22 protein-coding genes are annotated in these 22,812 nt (G+C 73.2%); 15 read left to right on the forward strand and 7 right to left on the reverse strand.

Annotated features, from left to right (window positions below):
- The first annotated feature begins 81 nt into the window (after positions 1 to 81).
- On the forward strand, positions 82 to 540 hold the full coding sequence (gene sodX / locus OG242_RS22390) for a nickel-type superoxide dismutase maturation protease (RefSeq protein ID WP_405899847.1): 459 nt from the start codon (positions 82 to 84) through the stop codon (positions 538 to 540).
- Here the strand turns inward: sodX and OG242_RS22395 are convergent.
- Positions 444 to 1,073 carry a CGNR zinc finger domain-containing protein gene (locus OG242_RS22395; protein ID WP_405899848.1) on the reverse strand — a complete coding sequence of 210 codons (630 nt, stop codon included), beginning with the start codon at positions 1,071 to 1,073 and terminating at the stop codon, positions 444 to 446. The two genes, sodX and OG242_RS22395, sit on opposite strands and share 97 nt — an antisense overlap.
- Positions 1,074 to 1,283: 210 nt before the next feature.
- Here OG242_RS22395 and OG242_RS22400 point away from each other — a divergent pair, with 210 nt between their 5' ends.
- Both OG242_RS22400 and OG242_RS22405 read left to right on the forward strand, forming a co-directional pair.
- Positions 1,284 to 1,772: a SigE family RNA polymerase sigma factor gene (locus OG242_RS22400; protein ID WP_405899849.1), complete on the forward strand. Its 489-nt coding sequence runs from the start codon at positions 1,284 to 1,286 to the stop codon at positions 1,770 to 1,772.
- On the forward strand, positions 1,769 to 2,548 hold the full coding sequence (locus OG242_RS22405) for a hypothetical protein (protein ID WP_405899850.1): 780 nt from the start codon (positions 1,769 to 1,771) through the stop codon (positions 2,546 to 2,548). Before OG242_RS22400 ends, OG242_RS22405 begins: the two co-directional genes overlap by 4 nt.
- A 63-nt stretch (positions 2,549 to 2,611) precedes the next feature.
- Here OG242_RS22405 and OG242_RS22410 read toward each other — a convergent pair whose 3' ends face one another.
- From OG242_RS22410 to OG242_RS22420, 3 genes are read right to left on the reverse strand one after another with little or no spacing between them, the layout of a single operon-like run.
- Positions 2,612 to 3,373: an amino acid ABC transporter ATP-binding protein gene (locus tag OG242_RS22410; protein WP_405899851.1), complete on the reverse strand. Its 762-nt coding sequence runs from the start codon at positions 3,371 to 3,373 to the stop codon at positions 2,612 to 2,614.
- Positions 3,370 to 4,326, reverse strand: coding sequence for an amino acid ABC transporter permease (locus tag OG242_RS22415; RefSeq protein WP_405899852.1), 957 nt, complete (start codon positions 4,324 to 4,326; stop codon positions 3,370 to 3,372). Before OG242_RS22415 ends, OG242_RS22410 begins: the two co-directional genes overlap by 4 nt.
- A gap of 28 nt (positions 4,327 to 4,354) precedes the next feature.
- Positions 4,355 to 5,332: an ABC transporter substrate-binding protein gene (locus tag OG242_RS22420; RefSeq protein ID WP_405899853.1), complete on the reverse strand. Its 978-nt coding sequence runs from the start codon at positions 5,330 to 5,332 to the stop codon at positions 4,355 to 4,357.
- Positions 5,333 to 5,855: 523 nt separating this feature from the next.
- Here OG242_RS22420 and OG242_RS22425 point away from each other — a divergent pair.
- The 4 genes from OG242_RS22425 to OG242_RS22440 all read left to right on the forward strand — a co-directional run bounded on the left by OG242_RS22425 (position 5,856) and on the right by OG242_RS22440 (position 9,130).
- Entirely contained in the window at positions 5,856 to 7,067 is a 1,212-nt protein-coding gene (locus tag OG242_RS22425) for an NADP-dependent malic enzyme (protein ID WP_093706270.1), read from the forward strand.
- Between the two features lie 272 nt (positions 7,068 to 7,339).
- Positions 7,340 to 8,311 (forward strand): zinc-binding dehydrogenase, encoded by a 972-nt coding sequence (locus tag OG242_RS22430; protein ID WP_405899854.1) that lies wholly within the window; start codon positions 7,340 to 7,342, stop codon positions 8,309 to 8,311.
- A gap of 31 nt (positions 8,312 to 8,342) precedes the next feature.
- Complete coding sequence (locus OG242_RS22435) at positions 8,343 to 8,552, forward strand: helix-turn-helix domain-containing protein (protein WP_018102716.1); 210 nt, start codon at positions 8,343 to 8,345, stop codon at positions 8,550 to 8,552.
- The gene (locus tag OG242_RS22440; RefSeq protein ID WP_405899855.1) at positions 8,552 to 9,130 is read left to right on the forward strand and encodes a Clp protease N-terminal domain-containing protein; all 579 of its coding nucleotides are present in this window, start codon (positions 8,552 to 8,554) and stop codon (positions 9,128 to 9,130) included. Before OG242_RS22435 ends, OG242_RS22440 begins: the two co-directional genes overlap by 1 nt.
- Positions 9,131 to 9,236: 106 nt before the next feature.
- Here the strand turns inward: OG242_RS22440 and OG242_RS22445 are convergent, their stop codons facing one another.
- A complete protein-coding gene (locus OG242_RS22445; RefSeq protein WP_405899856.1) occupies positions 9,237 to 10,229 on the reverse strand; it encodes a helix-turn-helix transcriptional regulator in 993 nt (330 codons plus the stop codon).
- 1 nt (position 10,230) lies between these two features.
- A complete protein-coding gene (locus tag OG242_RS22450; protein ID WP_405899857.1) occupies positions 10,231 to 11,088 on the reverse strand; it encodes a DUF4097 family beta strand repeat-containing protein in 858 nt (285 codons plus the stop codon).
- A 163-nt stretch (positions 11,089 to 11,251) separates the two neighbouring features.
- Between OG242_RS22450 and OG242_RS22455 the strand changes: the two genes are divergently transcribed.
- On the forward strand, positions 11,252 to 12,088 hold the full coding sequence (locus tag OG242_RS22455) for a hypothetical protein (protein ID WP_405899858.1): 837 nt from the start codon (positions 11,252 to 11,254) through the stop codon (positions 12,086 to 12,088).
- Positions 12,089 to 12,103: 15 nt separating this feature from the next.
- On the opposite strand, the gene OG242_RS22460 is transcribed toward OG242_RS22455, so the two are convergent.
- Complete coding sequence (locus OG242_RS22460) at positions 12,104 to 12,286, reverse strand: DUF6104 family protein (protein WP_003961784.1); 183 nt, start codon at positions 12,284 to 12,286, stop codon at positions 12,104 to 12,106.
- 124 nt (positions 12,287 to 12,410) lie between these two features.
- Here OG242_RS22460 and OG242_RS22465 point away from each other — a divergent pair, with 124 nt between their 5' ends.
- The 7 genes from OG242_RS22465 to OG242_RS22495 all read left to right on the forward strand — a co-directional run bounded on the left by OG242_RS22465 (position 12,411) and on the right by OG242_RS22495 (position 22,753).
- The gene (locus OG242_RS22465) at positions 12,411 to 12,959 is read left to right on the forward strand and encodes a CU044_2847 family protein (RefSeq protein WP_405899859.1); all 549 of its coding nucleotides are present in this window, start codon (positions 12,411 to 12,413) and stop codon (positions 12,957 to 12,959) included.
- Positions 12,960 to 13,015: 56 nt separating this feature from the next.
- On the forward strand, positions 13,016 to 15,022 hold the full coding sequence (locus tag OG242_RS22470) for a trypsin-like peptidase domain-containing protein (RefSeq protein ID WP_405899860.1): 2,007 nt from the start codon (positions 13,016 to 13,018) through the stop codon (positions 15,020 to 15,022).
- Between the two features lie 130 nt (positions 15,023 to 15,152).
- Entirely contained in the window at positions 15,153 to 16,166 is a 1,014-nt protein-coding gene (locus tag OG242_RS22475) for an AAA family ATPase (protein ID WP_405899861.1), read from the forward strand.
- Between the two features lie 7 nt (positions 16,167 to 16,173).
- A complete protein-coding gene (locus OG242_RS22480; protein ID WP_405899862.1) occupies positions 16,174 to 19,662 on the forward strand; it encodes an SAV_2336 N-terminal domain-related protein in 3,489 nt (1,162 codons plus the stop codon).
- Between the two features lie 151 nt (positions 19,663 to 19,813).
- Complete coding sequence (fxsA, locus tag OG242_RS22485) at positions 19,814 to 20,002, forward strand: FxSxx-COOH cyclophane-containing RiPP peptide (protein WP_405899863.1); 189 nt, start codon at positions 19,814 to 19,816, stop codon at positions 20,000 to 20,002.
- Between the two features lie 214 nt (positions 20,003 to 20,216).
- Positions 20,217 to 21,365 carry an FxsB family cyclophane-forming radical SAM/SPASM peptide maturase gene (locus OG242_RS22490; RefSeq protein ID WP_405899864.1) on the forward strand — a complete coding sequence of 383 codons (1,149 nt, stop codon included), beginning with the start codon at positions 20,217 to 20,219 and terminating at the stop codon, positions 21,363 to 21,365.
- Positions 21,362 to 22,753, forward strand: a complete 1,392-nt coding sequence (locus OG242_RS22495; RefSeq protein WP_405899865.1) for an aKG-HExxH-type peptide beta-hydroxylase — start codon at positions 21,362 to 21,364, stop codon at positions 22,751 to 22,753. Before OG242_RS22490 ends, OG242_RS22495 begins: the two co-directional genes overlap by 4 nt.
- Positions 22,754 to 22,812: the final 59 nt, after the last annotated feature.

Raw genomic sequence — 22,812 nt, forward strand, 5'->3', positions numbered from 1 at the left:
ATGGGTGTGGGTCCAGTGGCCGAATGTACGAAACCCTGTGAGGGACGGTGTACTGGACGCACCGGGGAGGTGCCGGAGGAGATGAGGGAGGTGCCTGAGGTGTCGGAGCCGGCCGATGAGCAGCCCGTACGGGGGCTGTCGGCGCGGGTGCCCTTCCAGGTGGTGGAGGTGACGGGGCCCTCGATGGTGCCCACGCTCCACCACGGGGACTGGCTGCTCGTGCAGTACGGGGCGCCGGTGCGCCCCGGGGACGTGGTGATTCTGCGCCACCCGTTCCAGCAGGACCTGCTGGTGGTGAAGCGGGCCGTGGAGCGGCGGGCCGGCGGCTGGTGGGTGCTGGGGGACAACACTTACGCGGGCGGGGACAGCACGGACTACGGGACGGTGCCCGAGGAGCTGGTGCTGGCCAGGGCCCGGGCGCGGTACCGGCCGCTGACGAAGGATCAGCGCTCGCTGCGCGGGGTCGCGGCCTGGGCGTTCTCCGCGCTGCGGCCGCTGTCGGCGGCGCGCTCGGTCTCCAGGCGCTTGCGGGCCCGGTAGGCGGCCACGTTGGCCCGGGTCGCGCAGCGGTCCGAGCAGTAGCGGCGGGAGCGGTTGGTCGAGGTGTCGAGGTAGGCGTTGCGGCACGGCGCGGCCTCGCACAGCCCGAGCCGGTCCACCCCGTACGAGGTGAGGTGGAAGGCCAGGCCCATGGCGGCGATCGCGGCGTAGCCCGCCGTGGCGTTGGACGGGTGGTCCGCGAGGTGCATGTGCCAGTCCGGCTTCCCGTCGGCGTCGCGGACGTCGTGGCCGGAGATCTGCGGGCTGACGGGGAACTCCATCAGCAGGGAGTTGAGCAGGTCGACGGCCAGCCGCTCGTCCCCGTCGTCAGCCGCCTCGAAGACCGCGCGCAGCCGGGCCCGTACGGACCGGAACCGGGTCACGTCCGAATCGGTCGCGCGCCGGGCCGCCTGGCCGTTCGCGCCGAACAGGTCGCGGACCGCCTCGACCGAGGTCAGGACGTCCTTGTTGCGGGCCGGTTCCTCGGTGTTGACCAGGCGCACGGCGTAGTCCGAGTAATAGGCCAGTTCCACGAGTTGTCCTTACGGCGTCGGTGCAGGGGGCGGTGCGGTGCGGCGTAATGGGTCGTTTAGCGTACAGGGTATTACGAACGGGGGTGGGGTGCCGGGGTGGTCACTGCGCCTCCCGAATTCCTCCCACGCGCGCCGCAACCCGCCGCCGCGCCCAGCGCACTGGAAGGGTGAGACGGTCCGCGCCCGCGGGCCGGGGGAAGGACACCGAGGATGCGGAGCGATGACCACGACGCGCTGCACGCCTTCGTCGAGAGCAGACGGACCGCCCTGTTCCGCAGCGCGTTCCTGCTCTGCGGCGACCGGCACGAGGCCGAGGACCTGGTCCAGGCGACTCTGGTCAAGGTGGTGCTCGGCGGGCGGCGGCACGGGCGGCTCGACAACATCGAGGCGTACGCACGCAAGACCCTGGTCAACACCTTCATCGCGGCCCGCCGACGGTTCTGGCGCCGCGAGCAGGCCTACGGGGAACTGCCCGAGCGGGCCGTCGCGGCACCCGACACGGACACCGGCCTGGCGGTACGGGCGGCGCTCGCCCGGCTCACGCCCAGGCAACGGGCCGTCCTGGTGCTGCGCTACTGGGAGGACCTGAGCGTCGAGGCCACGGCCGAGACGCTCGGGATGCGGGAGAACACGGTCAAGAGCCACACGGCTCGGGGGTTGGCGGCGCTGCGCGCCGAGATGGCGGAGGTATTGGTATGAGTGACGTGCGTGAGCTGCTGGGGCGGGCCGCCGGCGACGCGGGGCGGCCGGTCATCAGCACGGAGGCGGTCTACGCGAAGGCCGCCCGGGTGCGGTGGCGGCGCCGGGCCGCGGTGTCGGCGGCGGCGGTCTGCACGGTGGCGGCCGGGGCGTTCGTGGTGCCGCAACTGGCCTCCTCCTCCGCGCCGACGGCCCCGCAGACCTCGTCCGTGGCGTCCTCGTCGAAGGCGCCCGCGGACACCGGGCGGGCCGCGCGGCTGACCGGGCTGCTGCCGGGCGGTGTCGGCAAGGTCGAGGAGGTGTCGTTCGCGGAGATCATCAAGCACGTGACCCCGGCCCCGGACGAGCCGCCGAGGACCGGGCCGCTGGACGGGCAGTACGCGGTCCGCCGGGACGGCGGTGTCGGCTATCTGACCATCGACGTCATGGCCCCGAAGGCCGTGAAGAAGAAGCTCGGCGGCGGCCCGCGGGCCGAGGACCTGTGCAACCCGACGAACGGCGAGCCGGCCCGCACCGACTGCGTCCGCGAGGAGCTGTCCGGCGGGCGGGTGCTCACCATCTGGAGCGACGACATGGACTACGGCGAGGGCACCCCGCAGTGGGGGCCGGAGCTGGTCGCCCGGCTCACCCTGGCGGACGGCAGCCTGCTGGGCGTGCGCGACAGCACCGGCTTCGAGGCCGACGTCGTGCAGGGCCCGCTGCTGAAGACCCCGCCGCTCACCCGCGCGCAGCTGCGCGAGCTGGTGCTGCGTACGGAGCTGCTGCCGGGGAAGTGATCCCCGGCAACGCGAAGGGGCGGTACGGGCCACGCCGGCCCGTACCGCCCCTTCGGCGTATTCCTAGAGCACCTTGGACAGGAACGACTTCGTCCGGTCGTGGTGCGGGTTGGTCAGGACGTCGCGCGGGTGGCCCGACTCGACCACCACGCCGTCGTCCATGAAGACCAGCGCGTCGCCGACCTCGCGGGCGAAGCCCATCTCGTGGGTGACGACGACCATCGTCATCCCGTCCTCGGCGAGGCCCCGCATGACGTCGAGGACGTCACCGACCAGCTCCGGGTCGAGTGCCGAGGTGGGCTCGTCGAAGAGCATCAGCTTCGGTTCCATGGCCAGCGCCCGGGCGATGGCCACCCGCTGCTGCTGTCCGCCGGAGAGCTGCGAGGGGTAGTTCTTCGCCTTGTCGCCGAGGCCGACCCGGTCCAGCAGCCGCTCGGCACGGGCCCGGGCGACCGCCTTGGCCTCGCGCTTGACCTGGATGGGCGCCTCCATGACGTTCTCCAGCGCCGTCATGTGCGGGAACAGGTTGAAGCGCTGGAAGACCATGCCGATGTCCCGGCGCTTGAGGGCGACTTCGCTGTCCTTGAGCTCGTAGAGCTTGTCGCCCTTCTGGCGGTAGCCCACCAGCTCGCCGTCGACGTACAGCCGGCCGGCGCTGATCTGCTCCAGGTGGTTGATGCACCGCAGGAACGTCGACTTGCCGGAACCGGACGGGCCGATCAGACAGAAGACCTCCCGCGGGGCGACCTCCAGGTCGATGCCCTTGAGGATGTGCGCGGTGCCGAAGGACTTGTGGACGCCCTCGGCCTTCACCATCGCGGTCATGCGATGCCTCCCTTCGGGCGGCCGATCGACAGCAGCGAGGCCTTGACCTTCTGGAACGGGGTCGCCGGCAGGCTCCGGCTGGATCCACGCGCGTAGTACCGCTCCAGGTAGTACTGCCCCACGCTGAGCACCGAGGTCATGATCAGGTACCAGGCCGCGGCGAGGAAGTACATCTCCACCGGCGACCCGGAACTCTGCCCGATGTCCTGGGCGTTCTTGAAGAGTTCGTAGAACTGCACGGCCGCCACCAGCGAGGTGGTCTTCAGCATGTTGATGACCTCGTTGCCCGTGGGCGGCACGATCACCCGCATGGCCTGCGGGATCACGACGCGACGGAGGGTCTTCGAGTGGCTCATGCCCAGCGCGTGTGACGCCTCCGTCTGGCCCTCGTCGACCGAGAGCAGACCGGCCCGGCAGATCTCCGCCATGTACGCGGCCTCGTTGAGGCCGAGGCCGAGCAGCGCCGTCAGCAGCGGCGTCATGAAGCTCGACCAGTAGTCCTTGTAGATCAGCCCGAGGTTGATGTACTCGAAGACCAGACCCAGGTTGAACCACACGAACAGCTGGACCAGGACCGGGGTGCCCCGGAAGAACCAGATGTAGAACCACGCGATCGACGAGGTGACCGGGTTCTTCGAGAGGCGCATGACGGCGAGCAGGATGCCGCCGACCACGCCGATGAGCATCGACAGGGCGGTCAGCAGCAGCGTCTGGCCGACCCCGTCGATGATGCGGTGGTCGAAGAAGTAGTCCGGTACCGCGCCCCAGTTGATCTTGCCCTGGCTGAAGGCGTAGATGATCGAGGCGAGCAGGGCGATGGCGACGAGCGCCGATACGTACCGGCCGTAGTGCCGGACCGGGACGGCCCTGATGGCCTCCGGTGCGGGCGCCGCCGCCGTGGCGGGGGATGCGGGCGGCTCGTCGGCCGGTCCCGTCTTCTTGATGTCAGTCACGGCTGATGCCTTTCAGCGTCGGATCCGGTCAGGACCCGCCGTTCACCTTGGCCTCGGTGACCGCGCCGGCCTCGACGCCCCACTTGGCGATGACCTTCTCGTACTCGCCGCTCTTGATGATCGCGTCCATGGCCGCCTTGAGGGCCTTGGTGAGCTGGTCGTTGCCCTTGGCGACGGCGATGCCGTACGGGGCCGCCTCGACCTGGTCACCGACGATCTGGAAGTCGTTGCCGCCGCCCGAGGTCTTCACCGCGTACGCGGCGACCGGGAAGTCGGAGGAGCCGGCGTCGGCGCCGCCCGAGCGGATGCGGGTCTGGGCCTCCAGGTCCGTGTCGTAGGGCTCGATGGCGATCTTCTTGCCGCCGGTGCACTTCTTGGACTCGTCCTTGGCCAGGTCGTGCGAGACGGTGTTGCGCTGGACGGCGATCTTCTTGCCGCAGAGGTCGGCCCAGGTCTTGATGCCCTGGTCGTCGCCCTTCTTGGTGTAGACCGAGACACCGGCGGTGAAGTAGTCGACGAAGTCGACGCCCTCGCCGACCTTCTTCTTCGTCTCCGGGTCGATGCCCTCCTGGCGCTCCTTGCTGTCCGTCATCGCCGACATGGCGATGTCGTAGCGCTTGGAGCGCAGGCCCGTGATCAGGGTGTCGAACGTGCCGTTCTCGAACTTGAACTCGACGCCCAGCTCCTTGCCGAGCGCGGCGGCGAGGTCGGGGTCGATACCCACGGTCTTGCCGGACTTGTCCTTGAACTCGACCGGCGGGTACGCGATGTCGGAGCCGACCTTGATGACGCCCTTGGACTTGATGTCCGCGGGGAGGAGGTCGGCGGGCGAGGCCGTTCCGGCGGAGGCGCCGCCGTCGGTCTTGGCCGTCTCCGAGCCGCCGGCGTCGTTGTTCTTCGTCTGGTCGCCACAGGCGGTCAGCAGCATGGTGCCGGCGACCGCGATGGCGCCGACCGCCGCGATGCGGGTCTTCGCGGCCGTACGACGGGTGGGGCGTGCGGTCATGAGCGGGTTCCTCCGGCAGGTCAGGGTGGTTGCCAGGGCGGTAATGAAACACGGCATCGGGTGTCGCCGCCTTGTGTGATTACGGCATGTTGCCATGCGGATTAGCCCGAACAGGGGGCCCGGCATGTCAAAATCGGGTAACGGGCGATCCCCGAACCTCTTGGGGCCGGTACACCACGGCCGGACCTTTTGTGGGGTTTCCTTCTCGCGACCGGAGGATCTGCGGCGCGTCTCGCGTCGTGGACTCAGGCACGGCACAAGGCTGACCTGTTGAAATGGGGCCCACTATGAGTCATGTCACGGAGCCGATATGAGCTCGTCCCTGACCTGGTCCGTCCGGTAAGAAAGACCTTTACACCCCTCATCCGGGGCTCAGGGCGCGTGTGCGGCGCGCCCGCGCGTACGTATCTCCCCTGCCGGTGCGGGCCAACCGCCGGGCGTAGGGCTCGTACGCGGGTCCGCCCACCCCTCCTCGACCAGGAGTGGCCACCCTCAAACGATGAAGACTTAAGGGGTCAACACCATGGCAGCGGAGATCGTCAATCCTCGCAGCGACAGCACCACCGACAGCACCACCGACGAGCCGTTCGATCCGGCCTTCGCCCTCCACCGGGGCGGGAAGATGGCCGTGCAGGCCACCGTCCCGATCCGGGACAAGGACGACCTGTCCCTCGCGTACACACCGGGCGTGGCGAAGGTCTGCAGTGCGATCGCCGAGCAGCCCGAGCTCGTCCACGACTACACCTGGAAGTCGCAGGTCGTCGCCGTCGTGACGGACGGTACGGCGGTGCTCGGCCTCGGCGACATCGGTCCCGAGGCGTCCCTCCCCGTGATGGAGGGCAAGGCGATCCTCTTCAAGCAGTTCGGCGGCGTGGACGCGGTGCCGATCGCGCTCGCGACCACCGACGCGGACGAGATCGTCGAGACCGTCGTCCGGCTCGCCCCCTCCTTCGGCGGGGTGAACCTGGAGGACATCTCGGCGCCGCGCTGCTTCGAGATCGAGCGCAAGCTCCAGGAGCGGCTCGACATTCCCGTCTTCCACGACGACCAGCACGGCACGGCCGTCGTGACGCTGGCCGCCCTGCGCAACGCGGCGAAGCTGTCCGGGCGCAGCCTGGGCGACCTGCGCGCCGTGATCTCCGGCGCCGGTGCGGCCGGGGTCGCCATCGCCAAGTTCCTGCTGGAGGCGGGGCTCGGTGACGTGGCCGTCGCCGACCGCAAGGGCATCGTCAGCCGGGACCGCGAGGACCTGACCGACGTCAAGCGGGAGCTCGCGGAGCTCACCAACCGGGCGGGCATCTCGGGCCCGCTGGAGGTGGCGCTCGCCGGCGCGGACGTCTTCATCGGCGTCTCCGGCGGTACGGTCCCGGAGGCGGCCGTGGCGTCGATGGCGCCCGGTGCGTTCGTCTTCGCGATGGCCAACCCGAACCCCGAGGTCCACCCGGACATCGCGCACAAGTACGCGTCCGTCGTGGCGACGGGGCGCTCGGACTACCCGAACCAGATCAACAACGTGCTGGCGTTCCCGGGGATCTTCGCGGGCGCGCTCCAGGTCCGGGCGTCCCGGATCACGGAGGGCATGAAGATCGCGGCGGCCAACGCGTTGGCCGACGTCGTCGGCGATGAGCTGGCGGCGGATTACGTGATTCCGTCGCCGTTCGACGAGCGGGTCGCTCCGGCGGTGACGGCCGCTGTGGCCGCGGCGGCGCGGGCGGAGGGTGTGGCCCGGCGCTGAGGCGTTGCGGGGGAGCTGCCCCCGTGCCCCCGCTCCTCAATCGCCGGAGGGGCTTGGTTTTCGCCCCCGCCGCCGCGTATCCGCGGCGGCGGGGCGACTTCCCGGCCATCCCAGCCTCGCCGGCGTTTGAGGCGCGGGGTCCGGGGCAGCGCCCTGGTTCGGGAAGGGGCGGGCAGGGGACAAGGCCCGCCGCAGGCGCCCCCGTGACGCGCGGTGCGTGTCACACCCGCAGCCGGTTACGCGTCAGTACGGCGCCCCCTATCGTCGGCGGCATGTTCGCCGCCTACGCATCCAGCCTCGACCCCGCCAACCCCCTCAACGGCCTCGAACTGGGCGACCGCCCAGCCCCGCAGGCCCGGCCCGGGTGGACCACCGTGAACGTCCGGGCCGCCTCCCTCAACCACCACGACCTCTGGTCCCTGCGCGGCGTCGGCCTCGCCGAGGACAAGCTGCCGATGATCCTCGGCTGCGACGCCGCCGGTGTCGACCAGGACGGCAACGAGGTCGTCCTGCACTCCGTCATCGGCCAGACCGGCCACGGGGTCGGCCCGGACGAACCCCGCTCGATCCTCACCGAGCGCCACCAGGGCACGTTCGCCGAACAGGTCACCGTCCCCACCCACAACGTGCTGCCCAAGCCCGAGGAGCTGAGCTTCGAGCAGGCCGCCTGCCTGCCGACCGCCTGGCTGACCGCGTACCGGATGCTCTTCACCAACGCGGGGGTCCGCCCCGGGGACTCCGTGCTCGTCCAGGGCGCCGGCGGCGGGGTCGCGACCGCCGCGATCGTGCTCGGGCGGGCCGCAGGACTGCGGGTCTACGCCACCAGCCGCGACGAGGCCAGGCGCAAGCGGGCCGTCGAGCTCGGCGCCGTCGACGCGTTCGAGGCGGGCGCCCGGCTGCCCCACCGGGTGGACGCCGTCATCGAGACGGTCGGCGCCGCCACCTGGTCGCATTCCGTCAAGTCGCTGCGCCCCGGCGGCACCCTGGTCATCTCCGGTGCCACCAGCGGCGACCGGCCCTCGCACGCCGAGCTGACCCGGATCTTCTTCCTGGAGCTGAAGGTCGTCGGCTCGACCATGGGCTCCAAGGACGAGCTGGAGGATCTCCTCGCCTTCTGCGCCACCACCGGCGTGCGCCCCGTCGTCGACGAGGTACTGCCGCTGGACCGCGCCCGGGAGGGCTTCGAACGCCTCGCGGCGGGCGACCAGTTCGGGAAGATCGTGCTCACTGTCAACAACGGTTGACACGGGTTCGGTGTCAATATAAGTTGACACCATGACCGAAGCAACGGATCTCGCCGAGCGGGCGGGCGACCGCGACCCCCGGGTGGGGCTGCGGTCGGTCGCCGCGCTGCGGCGGCTGCTTGAGCAGCTGGAAGCCGTACAAGTCAGGAGCGCCCGCGCCAAGGGCTGGTCGTGGCAGGAGATCGCGGCCGAACTGGGCGTCAGCAGGCAGGCCGTGCACAAGAAGTACGGGAGGCATTGATGTTCGAGCGATTCACCAAGGACGCCCGGGCCACGGTGACCGGAGCCGTGGGGCACGCCGAGCGGACCGGGGCCGGCAAGGTCACCGGGGAACATCTGCTGCTCGCCCTGCTGGACCAGGACACCGGCCGGGCCTCCTTCGCGATCACCGCGCTGGGGCTGGCGGACCGCAGGGACTCGGTGGCCGCCGCGCTCGCCGAGGCCGGCAGGCGCGGCGGCATGAGCAAGGCGGACGCCGAGGCGCTCGCGGACATCGGGATCGACCTCACCGCCGTCGTCTCGCGCATCGAGGAGGCGCACGGCGAGGGGGCCCTGCGGGGCGACCGCGCGGGCCGGCGGCGAGCGGGCCGCCCGTCCTTCACCCGGGAGGCGAAGAAGGTGCTGGAGAAGTCGCTGCGCGTCGCGCTCGGACGCGGCGACCGGTTCATCGGAGGCGAGCACCTCCTGCTGGCCCTCACCGCGACGCCCGGCCCGGTCGCCGACGTCCTCGCGGAGCACGGCGTGACGTACGCGTCGGCCGAGCGCGCGCTGTACGGCGACGGGGCCGGCGGCGCGGAGGACCACCGCAAGGCGGGCTGACCGTACGGGGGCCGGTCGCGCCGTCGGCCCGGCCGGCCCCCACCGGTCGCGCCGTCGGCCCGGCCGGCCCCCATCGGTCGCGCCGTCGGCCCCGCCGGCCCCGTACCTACTTCTTGCCGTCCCCCCGCAGCACCCCGGCCACGTGTGCCGCCGCCGTCGCCAAGTGCAGGCGGGCCTCCGCGAGCTGGGCCTCCGTCACCCCGTGGTCCCTCGCCGCGTCGCGGATCTCGTCGCGGAAGCGGTCGAGCAGCCGGTCCAGGTCGCGGGCCGGGTCGCCGGTGCCGCCCGCGTCCTTGCCCCACTCGGGGTCGGTGTCCGCCGCGTCCGGCCTGGCGTGCGGCGCCCAGCTCCCCGTACGGGCGAAGCCGCCGAGCTGGCCGGTGATCTCGGCCAGGCCCTCGCGGACCCCGGCCGGCCAGTCGCCCCGGGCGAAGTGCTCCTGGACCTGGCGGGCGGCGTTCTGCATCTGCTCGCGCGCCCGGTCCTGGGCCTCCTTGGCCTGGCGGCGGGCCTGCTGGGCGTCCTGGCGGGCGCGCCGGGACTCGTCCTTCGCGCGGCGGGCCTGCTCCTTCCACTCCTGTCCGGCCTTGCGCAGCTCCTCCTTCGCGGAGCGCCACGCCTCCTTGTCCCGCAGGTCCCCGAAGTCGCCCAGGTCGCCGAAGCCGCCGAACGGCGATCCCTTGGCGCCGGTCCCGGGCCCCCCGGACGTGTGGCGCGACTCGTCGGCGGCTGCCCGCATCTCGCTGCGCAGCTTGCCCGCGGCCCCGCGCACGTCGTCGCGCATCTCGGCGGCCAGCTCGGAGACGGACTCCCGGATCTCCAGCTCCAGGTCGGCGAGTTCACCGGTGCGGTCGGCCAGTTCGGCGCGGCCGGCCTCGCTGATCGAGTAGACCTTGCGGCCGCCCTCGGTGGCGTGCGTGACCAGTCCCTCGGCCTCCAGCTTGGCCAGCCGGGGGTAGACCGTGCCGGCCGAGGGGGCGTACAGGCCCTGGAATCGTTCCTCCAGCAGCCGGATCACTTCGTAACCGTGCCGGGGGGCCTCGTCGAGCAGCTTCAGGAGGTACAGCCGCAGACGGCCGTGGGCGAAAACGGGGGGCATGTCAGAGCACCTTTCCGGTCGGCTCGGCGTCGTGCGGTTCGTCCTCGGCCGGTGGGCGGCGCAGGAGCGCGATCGATCCGGAGACCGTCGACGCCTTCAGGGTGCCGGTGCCGGAGCCCAGGGTGCCGGTGATCTTCTTCGCGCCCCACTGGCCGCTGACCCGCAGGTCCTCGAAGCCGTTGGAGACGGAACCGCTCGCGGTGTTCGCCTCGACCCGTGCGTCGGCGGGGTGGGGGAGCCGGATGGCGATCTCGCCGGAGACCGTGGTCAGCCGGATGTCGGTGGGCTTGCCGGCCGCGTCCACGTCGAGCACCATGCCGCCGCTGACGGACTCGGCCTTCACGGAGGTGCCCGCCCCCTCGACGACCGTCAGATCGCCGGAGACCGACTTGAAGCGCAGGTCGCCGGTGACGGACTGGGCCTCCACGCCGCCGGAGACGGTCTCCGCGCCGACCGGCCCGGAGAGGTTGACGAGCGTGGTGTCGCCGTTGACGCCGCGTACCTCCGTACGTCCCCGGATCCCGGAGACGAAGGCCCCGGCGCCGACCGCGCCGACCTCCACCGTCGCGCCGGCCGGGACCGCGAGCGAGACGACCGCGTGGCGGCGCCATTCCTTGCGGTCGAACCACTTCAGCAGGTTCTGCCAGGCCAGATCCTCGTACGCCACGGTCAGGACCCCGTCCTCCTGCGTCACGAGGAGCGGCGGTCCTTCGATCGCGGACACCTCCAGGCGTGCGGTCGGTTCGTCGGTGCCGACCACGTTGACCGTGCCGTTGACGACGCGCACCTTCAGGGCGGTCACCGGCTCGTCGAAGGTCAGCTTCCGGGGCTCGGCGACGGACCATGTCGAGACTGGCATGGATCTGACCTCCCGATTGCGCGGACGACGCAACATATCGCGTCTCTTGATGAACACGATATATCGCGGATCGGGGAAGTCAAGACAGGGTTACGGTGCCCGAGTGCCGCCCAAAGGGCGCAAAACGCATCAAATACGTTCGAGGTGTCCTACCGTGTGACGCATGGACGCGACCTCACCCGTGGGTGCCCTGCTGCTGTGCCGGACCGTGCCGGACGCCGTGCGCCCGGTCGCGCACCTGCTGCGCGAACCGCTGCTGCTCGCGCAGGCCGGGCAAGGGTGGAGCGTCCTCGTACCCGAGGGCGAGCCCTGGCAGGGCGGCCGCCGAGCACGGTCGGGGGAGGGGGAGCGCGCCGAACCCGTCGACCGGGTGCTGGGCGGCTGGGCCACCGCGCTCGCGGTCGGCTCCACCTGGCCCGTGCTCGCGCTGTGGTGGGACGGCGACCGGGCCGGATACACCCTCGCCTCGGGATTCCGCCGCCCGGTGGGCTACGTCTGGCTCGCGGACGGCACCCCGGCAGGTGAGGACGAGGCGATGCGTACGTTCGCCGAGCGGCTCGGGCTCGACCCCGTACTGGACGTGCAGTCGCTCGAAGCGCTCACCCGCCCCGACCCGGACACCGACGCCCGGGCCCGGCTGCGCGGGCTGCTCGCCGTACTCACCCGCACCGGCCTCGCGCTCCCGGCCGGACTCGGAGCCGACCCGGACGAGCAGGGCCCCGAGGGGTGGGAGGGAGCCGAGCGCGTCGAGTGGACCGGGTGGCGCGACGCGGTCAAGGTCGACCTGGGCGCGGTGGAGAGCAGCCGGCTCGGCCCCTGGGTGCGCGGACCGCGGGCGAGGGCCCTGGCGGGCGCCCAGCTCGCGGCCGGGCTGCCGCTCGTCCTGTGGGGAGCGGCCCGGCGCAGCGGCGGCTGGGCCTTCGCCGGGGTGCTCCTGATGGCGCACGGTGCGCTGGGCCTCGCGTACGACCGGGTACGCGGCGGGGAGGGAACGGGCTGATCCAAACGAAAGGCCCTACTCGTCCTCGTCCTCGTCGTCCAGACGGGCCAGCCAGGTCGCGAGGCGCTCGACCGGCACCTCGAAGTCGGGGTTCAGATCGACGAACGTACGCAGCTGCTCGGCGAGCCACTCGAACGTGACCTCTTCCTCGCCTCGCCGCTTCTCCAGCTCCTCGATACCGCGGTCGGTGAAGTACATGGCCCAAGTCTAGAGCGGCCCCCGGCGCGGTTTGCCCGCCCGCTTCCCCCTCCTCTTCGATCTACCCCTCATCCGCCGACTACGGCCGTTAATCTGCGGGTAGTTGGCGAACGGGGGGGTTGTCATGAGCGACAGTGGGTCCCGTATTACGCGCATCGAGCTGCCGGACGGCACACCGGTCTGGGCCCGGATCTCGGGGGCCGAGGAGCTGGCCGGTCCCGCGCCCGGCGGCGGTCCGACCTACACGGACACCGGCTTCGGGGACATCGCGGACCAGGTCCAGGCCCGCGTCGAGAGCCTGCACTCCGTGGTGACCGGGGTGGCGCGCTCGCTCGCCGTGCCGCTGCGCGCGGTGCGGCCGGACGAGGTGAGCGTCGAGTTCGGGATCGAGCTGACCGCCAAGTCCGGCAAGATCGTCGGGCTGCTCGCGGACGGCGAGGCCAAGGGCGCCATCACGGTGACGCTCACCTGGAACGGCGGCGGGCCCCCGGTCGACGCGCCGCCGCCCGCTCCCGTACCGGCGCAGACGCCCGTCCCCTTCGCGCCCCCCGCACCACCGCCCGCCGCGCCGCCGGGCGCGGGCGCACCTCCCGGCTTCCCGCCCGCCGGGGCGCCCCCCGGCGCACCGGCACACCCGGGCGGAGCGGACGACACCGACGGCGGCGGGGCATGACCTCCGAGGACCGAGGGGGCGCAGAGGGGGTGCTCGAACCCGCCCAGGCTGCCCTCATGGACCTCGTGCAGGACGCGACCGTACGCATCCATCGCCCACCGTCCGGGTATGCCCAGGACGGGTCGGAAGGGGACTTCCTGGGCAGCGGCTTCTTCGTCGCACCCAGCTGGGTCCTCACGTGCGCACACGTGGCGATGCGGGGGGAGGGCGGCATGGTGGGCGTGTGGTTCAAGGCGGACCGCTACAGCACCGAGCTGACCGAGGTGCCCGGCAAGGTCGTCGCCGCCCTGCCCGGCGCCCGGCTGCCCGGGCCCGGCGGCTGGCCGGCCCCCGACCTCGCCCTCATCCAGCTCCAGCGGCCGGTCGAGCACCCCTGCGTGTACGTCACCGAGCGGTCCGAGGCGATGCTCCGCAGCCGCGAGGTGCGCTGCGTGGGCTGGGCGCCGGGACAGGGCGGCGGACTGCAGAACCGCAGCGGGGTCTGCGTCGTGAAGGGCTCGTACGGGGCGTCGGGCGACGCCGAGCAGGTGGTGCGGCTCGACGGGGACTGGGTGGAGCTCGGCATGTCCGGCGGCCCGCTGGTCGACCTCGTCCGGGGCGAGGTCGTCGGCGTCATCAAGTCGCGGCTCGACGGCCACCAGGGCGGGACCGCCGTCGGCGTCGAGCGACTGCGCACCCTGGAGGTGCCGGCCGGCCCCGTGGAGACCGAGACCGACGACCCCTACCAGGCCGTCTTCCACGCCCACGACCGCTACCACGCCGACCAGCACACCAGCTCCGCCGGCACCGACCGGACCTGGACCGACGCGCAGAGCGAGCTGCCCGCCCCGCCCGGCGGCATCCTCGGCCCCAAGCTCCGCGCCGAACTGCTCGGCCGCCTCGCCGAGTTGCCGCCCCCCGCGAGCACCCGCGCCCTGCTGACGCTGCTGGACCGGCTGCCCGGGGTGTACGCCCGCGACCACCGCCCGGCCCCGCGCGCCTGGCGCGACGGGCTCGGCGCCCTGTACGACGCCCGCGCCCGCGACCGTGAGGCACGGTTCGAACTGATCGTGCGCTACTGCATGGGCGTCCTCGCGGCCGACCGGCCCTGCGGCCAGCTCTCCGTGCGGAACGCCAAGGCGCTGTGGGGCTGGGTCAAGCGCATCGCGGACGCCGAACTGCCCAGGGACCTGCGCCGGCAGCTGGGCGTGGAGTGGGCCGAGATCCGGCTGCGCCTGGAGCAGAACCGCCAGCGGGCCGCCCGGGCCCCGGCGAGCGAACCCGTCCTGTACGGCGACCGCGACTGCGTCGTGCTCCATGTGGACGTCCAGTACTGGGCCCCCGACCAGTACGACTGGCGGGTCGCCGTGGACCGCCGGGCGGGGGAGGCGGAGCCCGTGGACGAGGACAGCCGCGGCGCTCCGCTCGGCACCGTCCCGGACCGGCTGGCCGCCGCGCTCACCGAGGCGTTCCGCCGCTGTGACGAGCCGGACAGCCCGGCCATGCTCCAGGTCGTCGTCGCACCGCCGCTGTTCGGGCTTCCGGTCGACGACTGGGTGCTGCCGCAGTCCGGACAGCGGCTCGGAGCCGTACGCCCGGTGGTGCTGCGCAGCCCGTACCAGGGCGCGGACGGGCAGCGGCCGGCCCGCTGGGACGCCGGGCTCATCACCGGCATACGGGCCGAAGTCGTCGACTGCGAGGACGAATTACGGGTACGAGTACCGGAGCCGGCGCGGCTGAGCACCCTGGCCCACGGAACCGTGCCCGTCCTGTGCCGTTACGGAAGCCGGCCGGACGCCGACGTCACGGCCGGAGTGGTGCGGCTGCTCGACAGCGGCTTCGGCGTGGCCCTGCTCCAGCGGCGGGCGACGGAGGCCGACACGGTCTGCAAGGAGTTCCACCGGCGCGTGGCCGAGGCGGTGTCGGACACCCGCACCCACGACCGGCTGCCGTGGAAGATCCACGAACTGAGACGAGGGGTCGGCGCGGGGCGGACGGAGATGTACTGGTCCGCCGGCGCCGCCCTCTACTACGACGATCCGCACCGTCCGCTGCCGGGCTCCGACTTCCTGGAGGCGCCGTGACCCACTGCGTACCGCATCACTCACGTAAGCGAACCCGCCTGCCCCTTACGGGTGTTGGGCCGGATCGCTACGGTAAGGCACGTTCGACGGGGGCCGAGGGTCGCGGACGAGTGACGACGAGGAACGCGCTATGAGTGAACCGAGCGAGTGGCTCATCTACCGGGGCATCGGCGAACCGCACGACGAGGTGCCGCAGCTGCCGCCCCCGCCGCCCTGGCGCGACTTCACCGGAGGCCGCGGGTCCGGTGCCGCGGACGGCGGTGACCGCCGGCTCGGCATCCCCGGCCGCGTCGCCGAGGAGCACCGGCCCGGCGCCGAGGAACTGGAGATGATCAACGCGGCGCTGTACCTGCGGCGCCCGCTGCTGGTCACCGGCGACCCGGGGGCCGGCAAGAGCACCCTGGCCCACTCCGTGGCCCGGGAGCTGGAGCTCGGCAAGGTGCTGCGCTGGCCCGTGGTCAGCCGCACCACGCTGCTCGACGGCCTCTACCACTACGACGCCATCGCCCGGCTCCAGGACGTCCAGATCGCCTCGCACGCGGCGGCGGCGGGCGGCGCGGCCGACGCGGCCCAGAGCGTGGGCAGTTACATCCGGCTCGGCCCGCTCGGCACCGCGCTGCTGCCCTCGGACCGGCCGCGCGTCCTGCTCATCGACGAGCTGGACAAGAGCGACATCGACCTCCCGAACGACCTGCTGAACGTGCTGGAGGAGGGCGAGTTCGCCATCCCCGAGCTGGAACGGATCGCCGACCGGCTGCCCGACGGTGAGGCGGACGTCCTCGACCACGACGGCAACAAGGTCCGCATCAAGGGCGGCCGGGTGCAGTGCCGGGCCTTCCCCTTCGTCGTGCTCACGAGCAACGGAGAACGGGACTTCCCGGCCCCGCTGATGCGCCGCTGCATCCACCTGGAGCTGGGCCGCCCCGACCACAAGCGGCTCGCCTCCTTCGTCAAGGCCCACCTCGGCGAGGAGGCGGCCCGCGCCAGCGACGACCTCATCGCCCACTTCCTGGAACGCTCCCGCACCGAACTCCTCGCCACCGACCAGCTGCTGAACGCGATCTACCTGACGCACGCCGCGTCACCGGCCGGCCGCGACCGGCTGGCCGACCTGCTCATCCAGCGACTCGACCGGCCGAGGTGAGGATCTGATGTCCGGTGCGGCGGACGGCAACGGCGAGGGTGACGGGCCCGGTGGTGCGCCCGGTGCCTCCGTGACGCCTGGGCCCGACGGGACACCGGGCGCCTCGGAGCCGTACGACACCGGGTTACTCCCGGAGCTCGTCGCAAGGCTGCGCGGCGCCGGGCTCGACCCCGACGTTGAGCAGCTCTGCGACGCGCTCTGGCTGGCCCGCTGGACCCGGAGCGCCGACGCCTCCGACGAGGACCCGGACGCGGACGGCGAGGGCCCCGGCGACGCCCGGACCTCCGACGAGCGCGCCGAGCCCGGCCGGACCGCGACGCGGCCACCCGGGGACGTACGCACTCCGGACCGGGACACCCGGCGTGAGGAGACCGGCCGGCCCGGCGACGGCGAGCGGATCTCCCTGCACCCCGTCCCCGGCCGCACCCGGCCCGGTGACGGGACACCCGCCCAGGACCCCGCCGCACAGCCCGGCACCGACTCCCGCACCGCCGTGCTGCCCCTCGGCGTGCCCGCCGCCCCCGTCCTGCCCGCCCCCCTCGAACTGAGCCGCGCCCTGCGCCCGTTGCAGCGCTACCGCCCGGTCTCCGCCCCGCTGCGCCGCGTCCTGGACGAGACGGCGACCGCCGAACGCAGCGCCCGCGCCGGCGGCGTGATCATGCCGGTGTTCCGGGGCGTCCGGCGCGGCGACGCCGTCGTGCAGTGCGTGATGGACGCCTCCTCCTCGATGCTGGTCTGGGACCGGATGTTCGAGGAGCTCCAGCAGATATTCGCCCAGCTCGGCGCCTTCCGGGACGTGCAGATGCGCTACCTGCACCCCGGACCGGACGGCGGCTGCACGGTCAGCCGCAGCCCGGACCCCGCCGCCGCCCCGCTGCACTCGGCGGACCGGCTCAGCGACCCCACCGGGCGCCGGGTCACCGTCGTCGTCAGCGACTGCGCGGGCCCGCTCTGGCGCAGCGGACACGCCCACCGGCTGCTGCACCAGCTCGCCCGGCTCGCCCCGGTCGCCGTGCTCCAGCCGCTCCCGCAGCGCATGTGGAACCGGACCCGGCTGCCGGTCACCTTCGGCTCGCTGACCCGGGGCGAGGGCCCCGCCGGGGCCACCCTGCTGAAGGTCACGGGCGACGCCGGAACGGGCCCCGCCCACCCCGGCGCCCTCGCCGTGCCCGTCCTGCCGCCGGCCGCGGACGCCCTCGCCGCCTGGGCGAGGCTGCTCTCCGGCACCGGCGCGGCGTCCGTCCCGGGCGCGGTCGGCTGGGTCAGGGCCGACCAGCCGGCGGCCGCCGCCCGCCGCGGGGGCGACGCCCTGTCCTCGCTGCAACTGGTCAGCCGGTTCCGCTCGACGGCCTCCCCGGCCGCCGGACAGCTCGCCGTCTACCTCGCGGCGGCCCCCCTCTACCTGCCCGTCATGCAACTCGTCCAGCGCACGATGCTGCCCCAGTCGGGCCCCTCCGAACTCGCCGAAGTCCTGCTGAGCGGCCTCCTCAAGCGGCAGGAGGGCGGCACCGGACGCGGACAGTGGTACGCGTTCGAGCCCGACGTCCAGGAGGCGCTGCTCGGGCCGCTCGGCCGTGACGAGGCTCTGCTCGTACTCAAGCACTGTTCGCAATACATAGAGCAGCGGTTCGGCAAGGGCGGGCCCAACTTCCCGGCCCTGGCCTACGCCCAGCTCGGCGACGGCACCACCAGCGGCACCGCGCACGGCATCCCCTTCGTGGCGCCGCCGGCCCCGGGTGCGGCCGGCGCCTCGCCGGACGGCGACGCGGACGCGGAGGACGCCGACGACAGTGAGGAGAACGAGGGGAACGGGGGGAACGAGAGACGCGGCGGTCCGCGCGTCCCCCACGCCTTTGCCGAAGTCGCAGCACGCGTACTGGAGCGATTCATGCCCGTACCCCCCAGGTTCGTGACCCCCGAGCCCAAGACCTCCCCCGACTCCCGGGCCGGCGGCCTCGCCGTGCGGCGCGCCCGTGAACTCGTACGGCACTTCGAGGCCGACAAGATGGTGCAGCGCCTGATCGACGCCGTACAACTGCTCAGGGGCGCCGCCGACCACGGCGGCGAAGCCGGCGAGGACACCGAACTGTGGGCGGAGTACGCGCGCTGCGTGCTGCGCCTGTGGGAGGTGCAGGGCGGCGCCGACCTGCTCGACGAGGCCGAACGCGCCGCCGAACGGGCCGCCGCCCGCCCCGGCGCCGTACGCGAACGCGCGGTGCTCGCCAAGGTGCTGCACGCGGCGGCCGACGACCGGCGCAGGCGCGGCGACCGGCGCGGCGCGCTGGAGCTGCTGCGGCGCGCCGACCGCGAGTACACCGCCGCCTGCGCGAGCCCCGGCCTGGAGCCCGGCGAAGCGCTGCGGCTCACCCTGGAACGGGTGCGCGCCCTGGAGGCGCAGTGGCGGATCGACGGCGACACCGCGCTGCTGCAGAGCGCCTGCGGGATGCTGGAGGCCTTCGCCGACGCCTGGCCCGACCAGGAGAACCGCCCGGCCGTCCTGCCCCTCCAGCACGGCCGCACACTGCTGAGGCTCGCCCGCGCCACCCAGGACGGCGAACAGTCCCGCGAGTACGCCCGCCAGTCGGCCCGCTCCCTGCGCACCGCGTTCGCCCAGGGCGGCCAACAGACCATGGGCACCGAGGTCCGCATCGTCCTCGACCTCGTCGACGCGCTGCTCGCCTCGGGCGCCGAGCCGGAGGAGGCCGCAACCCTCACCACCCAGGCGCTGGAGACCGTGCGCGACCAGCGCCAGCGCGCCCAGCTCCAGACCCGGGCCGGGCGCGTCCGGGTCACCCGCTACGAGCACACCGGCGACCCCGCCGAACTCGTCGCCGCCACCGAGTGGTTCGCCCGCGCGGCCCGGGGCATCCCCCGCGACTCCCGCGCCTACACCGACCTGCTCGCCGAATGGGGCGCCACGCTGCTGCGCCGCGCCGAACTCCCGGACGGCCGCGAGTACATCGGTGCGGCGGTACGCGTGCTGCGCGACTGCCGCTCCGAGATGCCGGCCGGCGGCGCCCACCAGTCCGAGCGCCTGCTGATGCTGGGCCGCGCCCTGATGCTGCGCCACCGCGCCACGGCGGACCGGGTCGATCTGCGGGAGGCGGAGTACCTCTTCAAGCTCGCCGCCGAGGAGGCCACGGACCCGCTCACCGCCGCCCGCTGCTGGCTGGAGCTGGGCCGGGCCCTCCTCCAGGCCGCCGGCATCCTCGACCGCCCGGCCCGCCGCGACGAGGCGGCGGAGGCCTTCCGCTCGGCCGCCGACTCCGCGGGCGACGCGCAAACGGAGCTGGAGACTCCACAACATCTCCGGGAAGCCGTGGAATTGGCTGCTACAGCCAACCACTGGCGGGGTATGACGTACGAGAGAGCGGGCCGCCCCCGGGCCGCGCGGGACGCGTACCGGGCGGCCCGTCAGGAGTGGCGCAAACTGCCGGACGACGGCGGCGCGGCGGGCGAAGCGACCGCCGAACGGCTGGTGGAGCTGGAGCGGTGAGTGCGGCGCGCTCGACGACGAGCGGGCCCGTGCTCCGGCGCACACGGCCGGCAGGCGACGACACGGCAGGCCAGGGAGGCGGGACCGGCGGGGCGCGTTCGACGACGAGCGGGCCGACGGGCGGCCCGGAGCTGCGGTACGGGGAGGCGTGATGAACGAGTCGACACGGAACGACGGGGCGGGCGCGACGGGCATGGGCGGACTGCCGGACCTGCTGGGCCTGGACCTGGCGACCCTGCGGACGATGGACCACCCGGTGCTCGCGGAGGTGGTGGCGGATCTGCGGGGGCGGGCGGAGCAGCCCGAGGAGATGCTCTGGGGGTTCACCAACGCCTTCTGACCGTCGCACCGCACGGTTTCGGCCGGGGGTGTGCCCGATCCGGACATCATGGCCCGGGCCGGGCCTGCGCCCGCCGTACGCCGGGGACACTCACCCCGGGCCGGTAGCGGGGGCCATCCCGGCCGGCGTACAGCACGGGGGTGCTCGATTGGCTGGACGGACGACGCCTCGGGAGGAGCGTGCGGCGCGAGGAGACGCCCGTGCGCGCGGTCGCGTGAACCCGGTCCCCTTCGGCCAGTTCATCGTGAAGGTGCACGGCCGCTGCAACCTGGCCTGCCGCTACTGCTACCTGTACGAGGGCCCCGACCGCACCTGGCGCGACCGCCCGGCCGCCGCCCCGCCCGCCGTCCTCGACCGCACCGCCGGCCGTATCGCCGAGCACGCGGCCACGCACGGGCTGCGCGGCGTCGCCCTCGTCCTGCACGGCGGCGAACCCCTGCTCGCCGGCCCCGGCCGGCTGGCGGCCCTCGCCGACGCGGTGCGCGAGCGCGTACCGGCGGACTGCGCCGTCCACACGACCGTGCAGACCAACGCCACGCTGCTCACCGGCCCCGCCGTCACCACGCTCGCCCGGCACGGCATCCGCGTCGGCATCAGCCTCGACGGCGGCCTCGCCGCCCACAACACCCTGCGCACCGACCACGCGGGCCGCCCCTCCTGGCCCGCCGCCTCGCGCGGCGCCCGCCTCCTGGCCGACCACCACCCGGAGGCGTACGCGGGCATCCTCACCGTCGTCGACCCGCGCACCGACCCGGTGGAGCTGTACGAATCGCTGCTCGCCCTGCGCCCTCCGGCCCTGGACCTCCTGCTGCCGCACGGCAACTGGTCCAGCCCGCCGCCGGGCCTTTCCACCGCTGCCGGTCCCGGCCGCGCCACCCCGTACGGCGACTGGCTGTGCACCGTCTTCGACCGCTGGTGGCAGGCCCCCCGGCGGGAGACCCACGTCCGGCTCTTCGAGGAGTGCGTCGCGCTGCTCCTCGGACTGCCCGCCGCCACCGAGTCCCTCGGTCTCGACCCGCTCAACGCGGTGGTCATCGAGACGGACGGGTCCATCGAACAGGTCGACTCGCTCAAGTCCGCGTACGACGGCGCGGCCGCCACCGGCCTCGACGTCTTCCACCACACCTTCGACGACGCGCTGCGCCACCCCGGCGTGGCCGCCCGCCAGGCGGGGGCCGACGCGCTCGCCGCCACCTGCCGCACCTGTCCGCTGCTGACCGTGTGCGGTGGCGGCCACTACGCACACCGCTATCGCGCAGACAACGGCTTCCGCAACCCCTCCGTCTACTGCGCCGACCTCGAACGGCTGATCCGCCACATCGCGGGCCGGCTCGCCGACGCAACCGCTGGAGACCCCCCATGAGCACCGTCATCCCCGACCACGTCCTGCGCGAACTCGGCCGCACCGAGGGCGACGCCGCATCCCTCGGCCTGCTCGTCCGCGACCAGGACACCCGCCGCCTCGTCCTCCTGCGAGCCGTGCTCGACGCGGCGGAGGCCGCACCCCCGGCCGTCTGCCCACCCGAGCTGCTGGACCGGCTCCGCGAGGACTGGGCCCTCCTCGAAACCGCGGAACTCGCGGACCGGGAGGCGGTGCGCACCGTCCTGTTCCACCCCTTGGCGGGCCCCTGGGCGCAACGACTGCTGGGCGGCCTCACCTCCGACGCCCCGGCCGGGCCGGACCTCCGCGCCGACCTGGCACACCTGACGGCGTTGGCGGCGGCGGGGGCGATACGGGCGGGAGTGGGGTTCGACGTCCGGCTCACCCCGCGCCGGGGGCTGGTCTCCCTGCCCACGCTCGGCGCCGTCCGGTCAGGCGCGGGCCCGGTCCGGCTCTCGTACCGCGAGGACGAGTTGACGTTGTCCCCGCAGGACGGCCCGCGGTTCACGGTCCGCCGCCACACGGACCGGACCCTGAGCTCGGCCGACCCGCGCTGGCTTCCGGTGCTCATGCTCCGTCCCGTCGTGCCGGGCAGTGCGCCCGTGGCTCTCGACGATGTCGATCCCTACGGCAGCGAGGCCGGGGACCGGCCCCCGTACGGGCTGAGCGGGGCCGTGCACGTCGATGACCACGAGCGCAAGAAATGGGCCGGCTCCTGGTCCGGCCTCGAACCCCTGCTGCGCGTCGGCGGCGAACACCGCATCGCCGAAGCAGCCGTGCTGCTCCGCTGCATGGTGCCCCTCAGGCAACCGGCCGGCTCCGGACCCGACGGAGAGGGCGCGGCGCACTGCAGCGCGACCAGGCGCGAGGCATTCGGGGCCGTGCTCAGCAGCAAGCCCGCCACCGCGGCCTTCTTCGCCTCGACGCTCGTCCACGAACTCCAGCACACCAAGCTGTCCGCCCTCACCGCCCTGGTGCCCCTCCACCGCGAGGACACGACCGAGCGGTACTTCGCTCCCTGGCGCCCCGACCCCCGGCCCTTCGACGGTCTGCTCCAGGGCGCCTACTCGCACCTGGCGCTCGCCGACTACTGGCAGCGGTTCGCTCTGCAAGCGCACCGGGTCACGCACCACGACCTGGCATGGGCCGAGCACGCCCGCTGCCGCGAACAGGTCGGTGCCGTACTGCCCGTGCTGGCCGGCTCGGCGGGCCTCACCGCCGAAGGCCGGACGCTGGTCAACGAGATGATCTCCGTCTACCACCGTTTGGACGACAATCCGCCCCCCTCGGGGCACCTCGCGCGCGCTCAGGCGTACGTGTCCACCGCCAAGGTGATATGGCAGCAGAGGAACGGCTTGCGAAGGCAGTGAGAAGCCTGGGATTCCCGCTGGGGCGACAGTGCTCCGGTGTATGTTGACAAGGCTCGTAT

Origin of the sequence: Streptomyces sp. NBC_00727, from assembly GCF_045161745.1 — a bacterium.
Classification (GTDB): domain Bacteria; phylum Actinomycetota; class Actinomycetes; order Streptomycetales; family Streptomycetaceae; genus Streptomyces.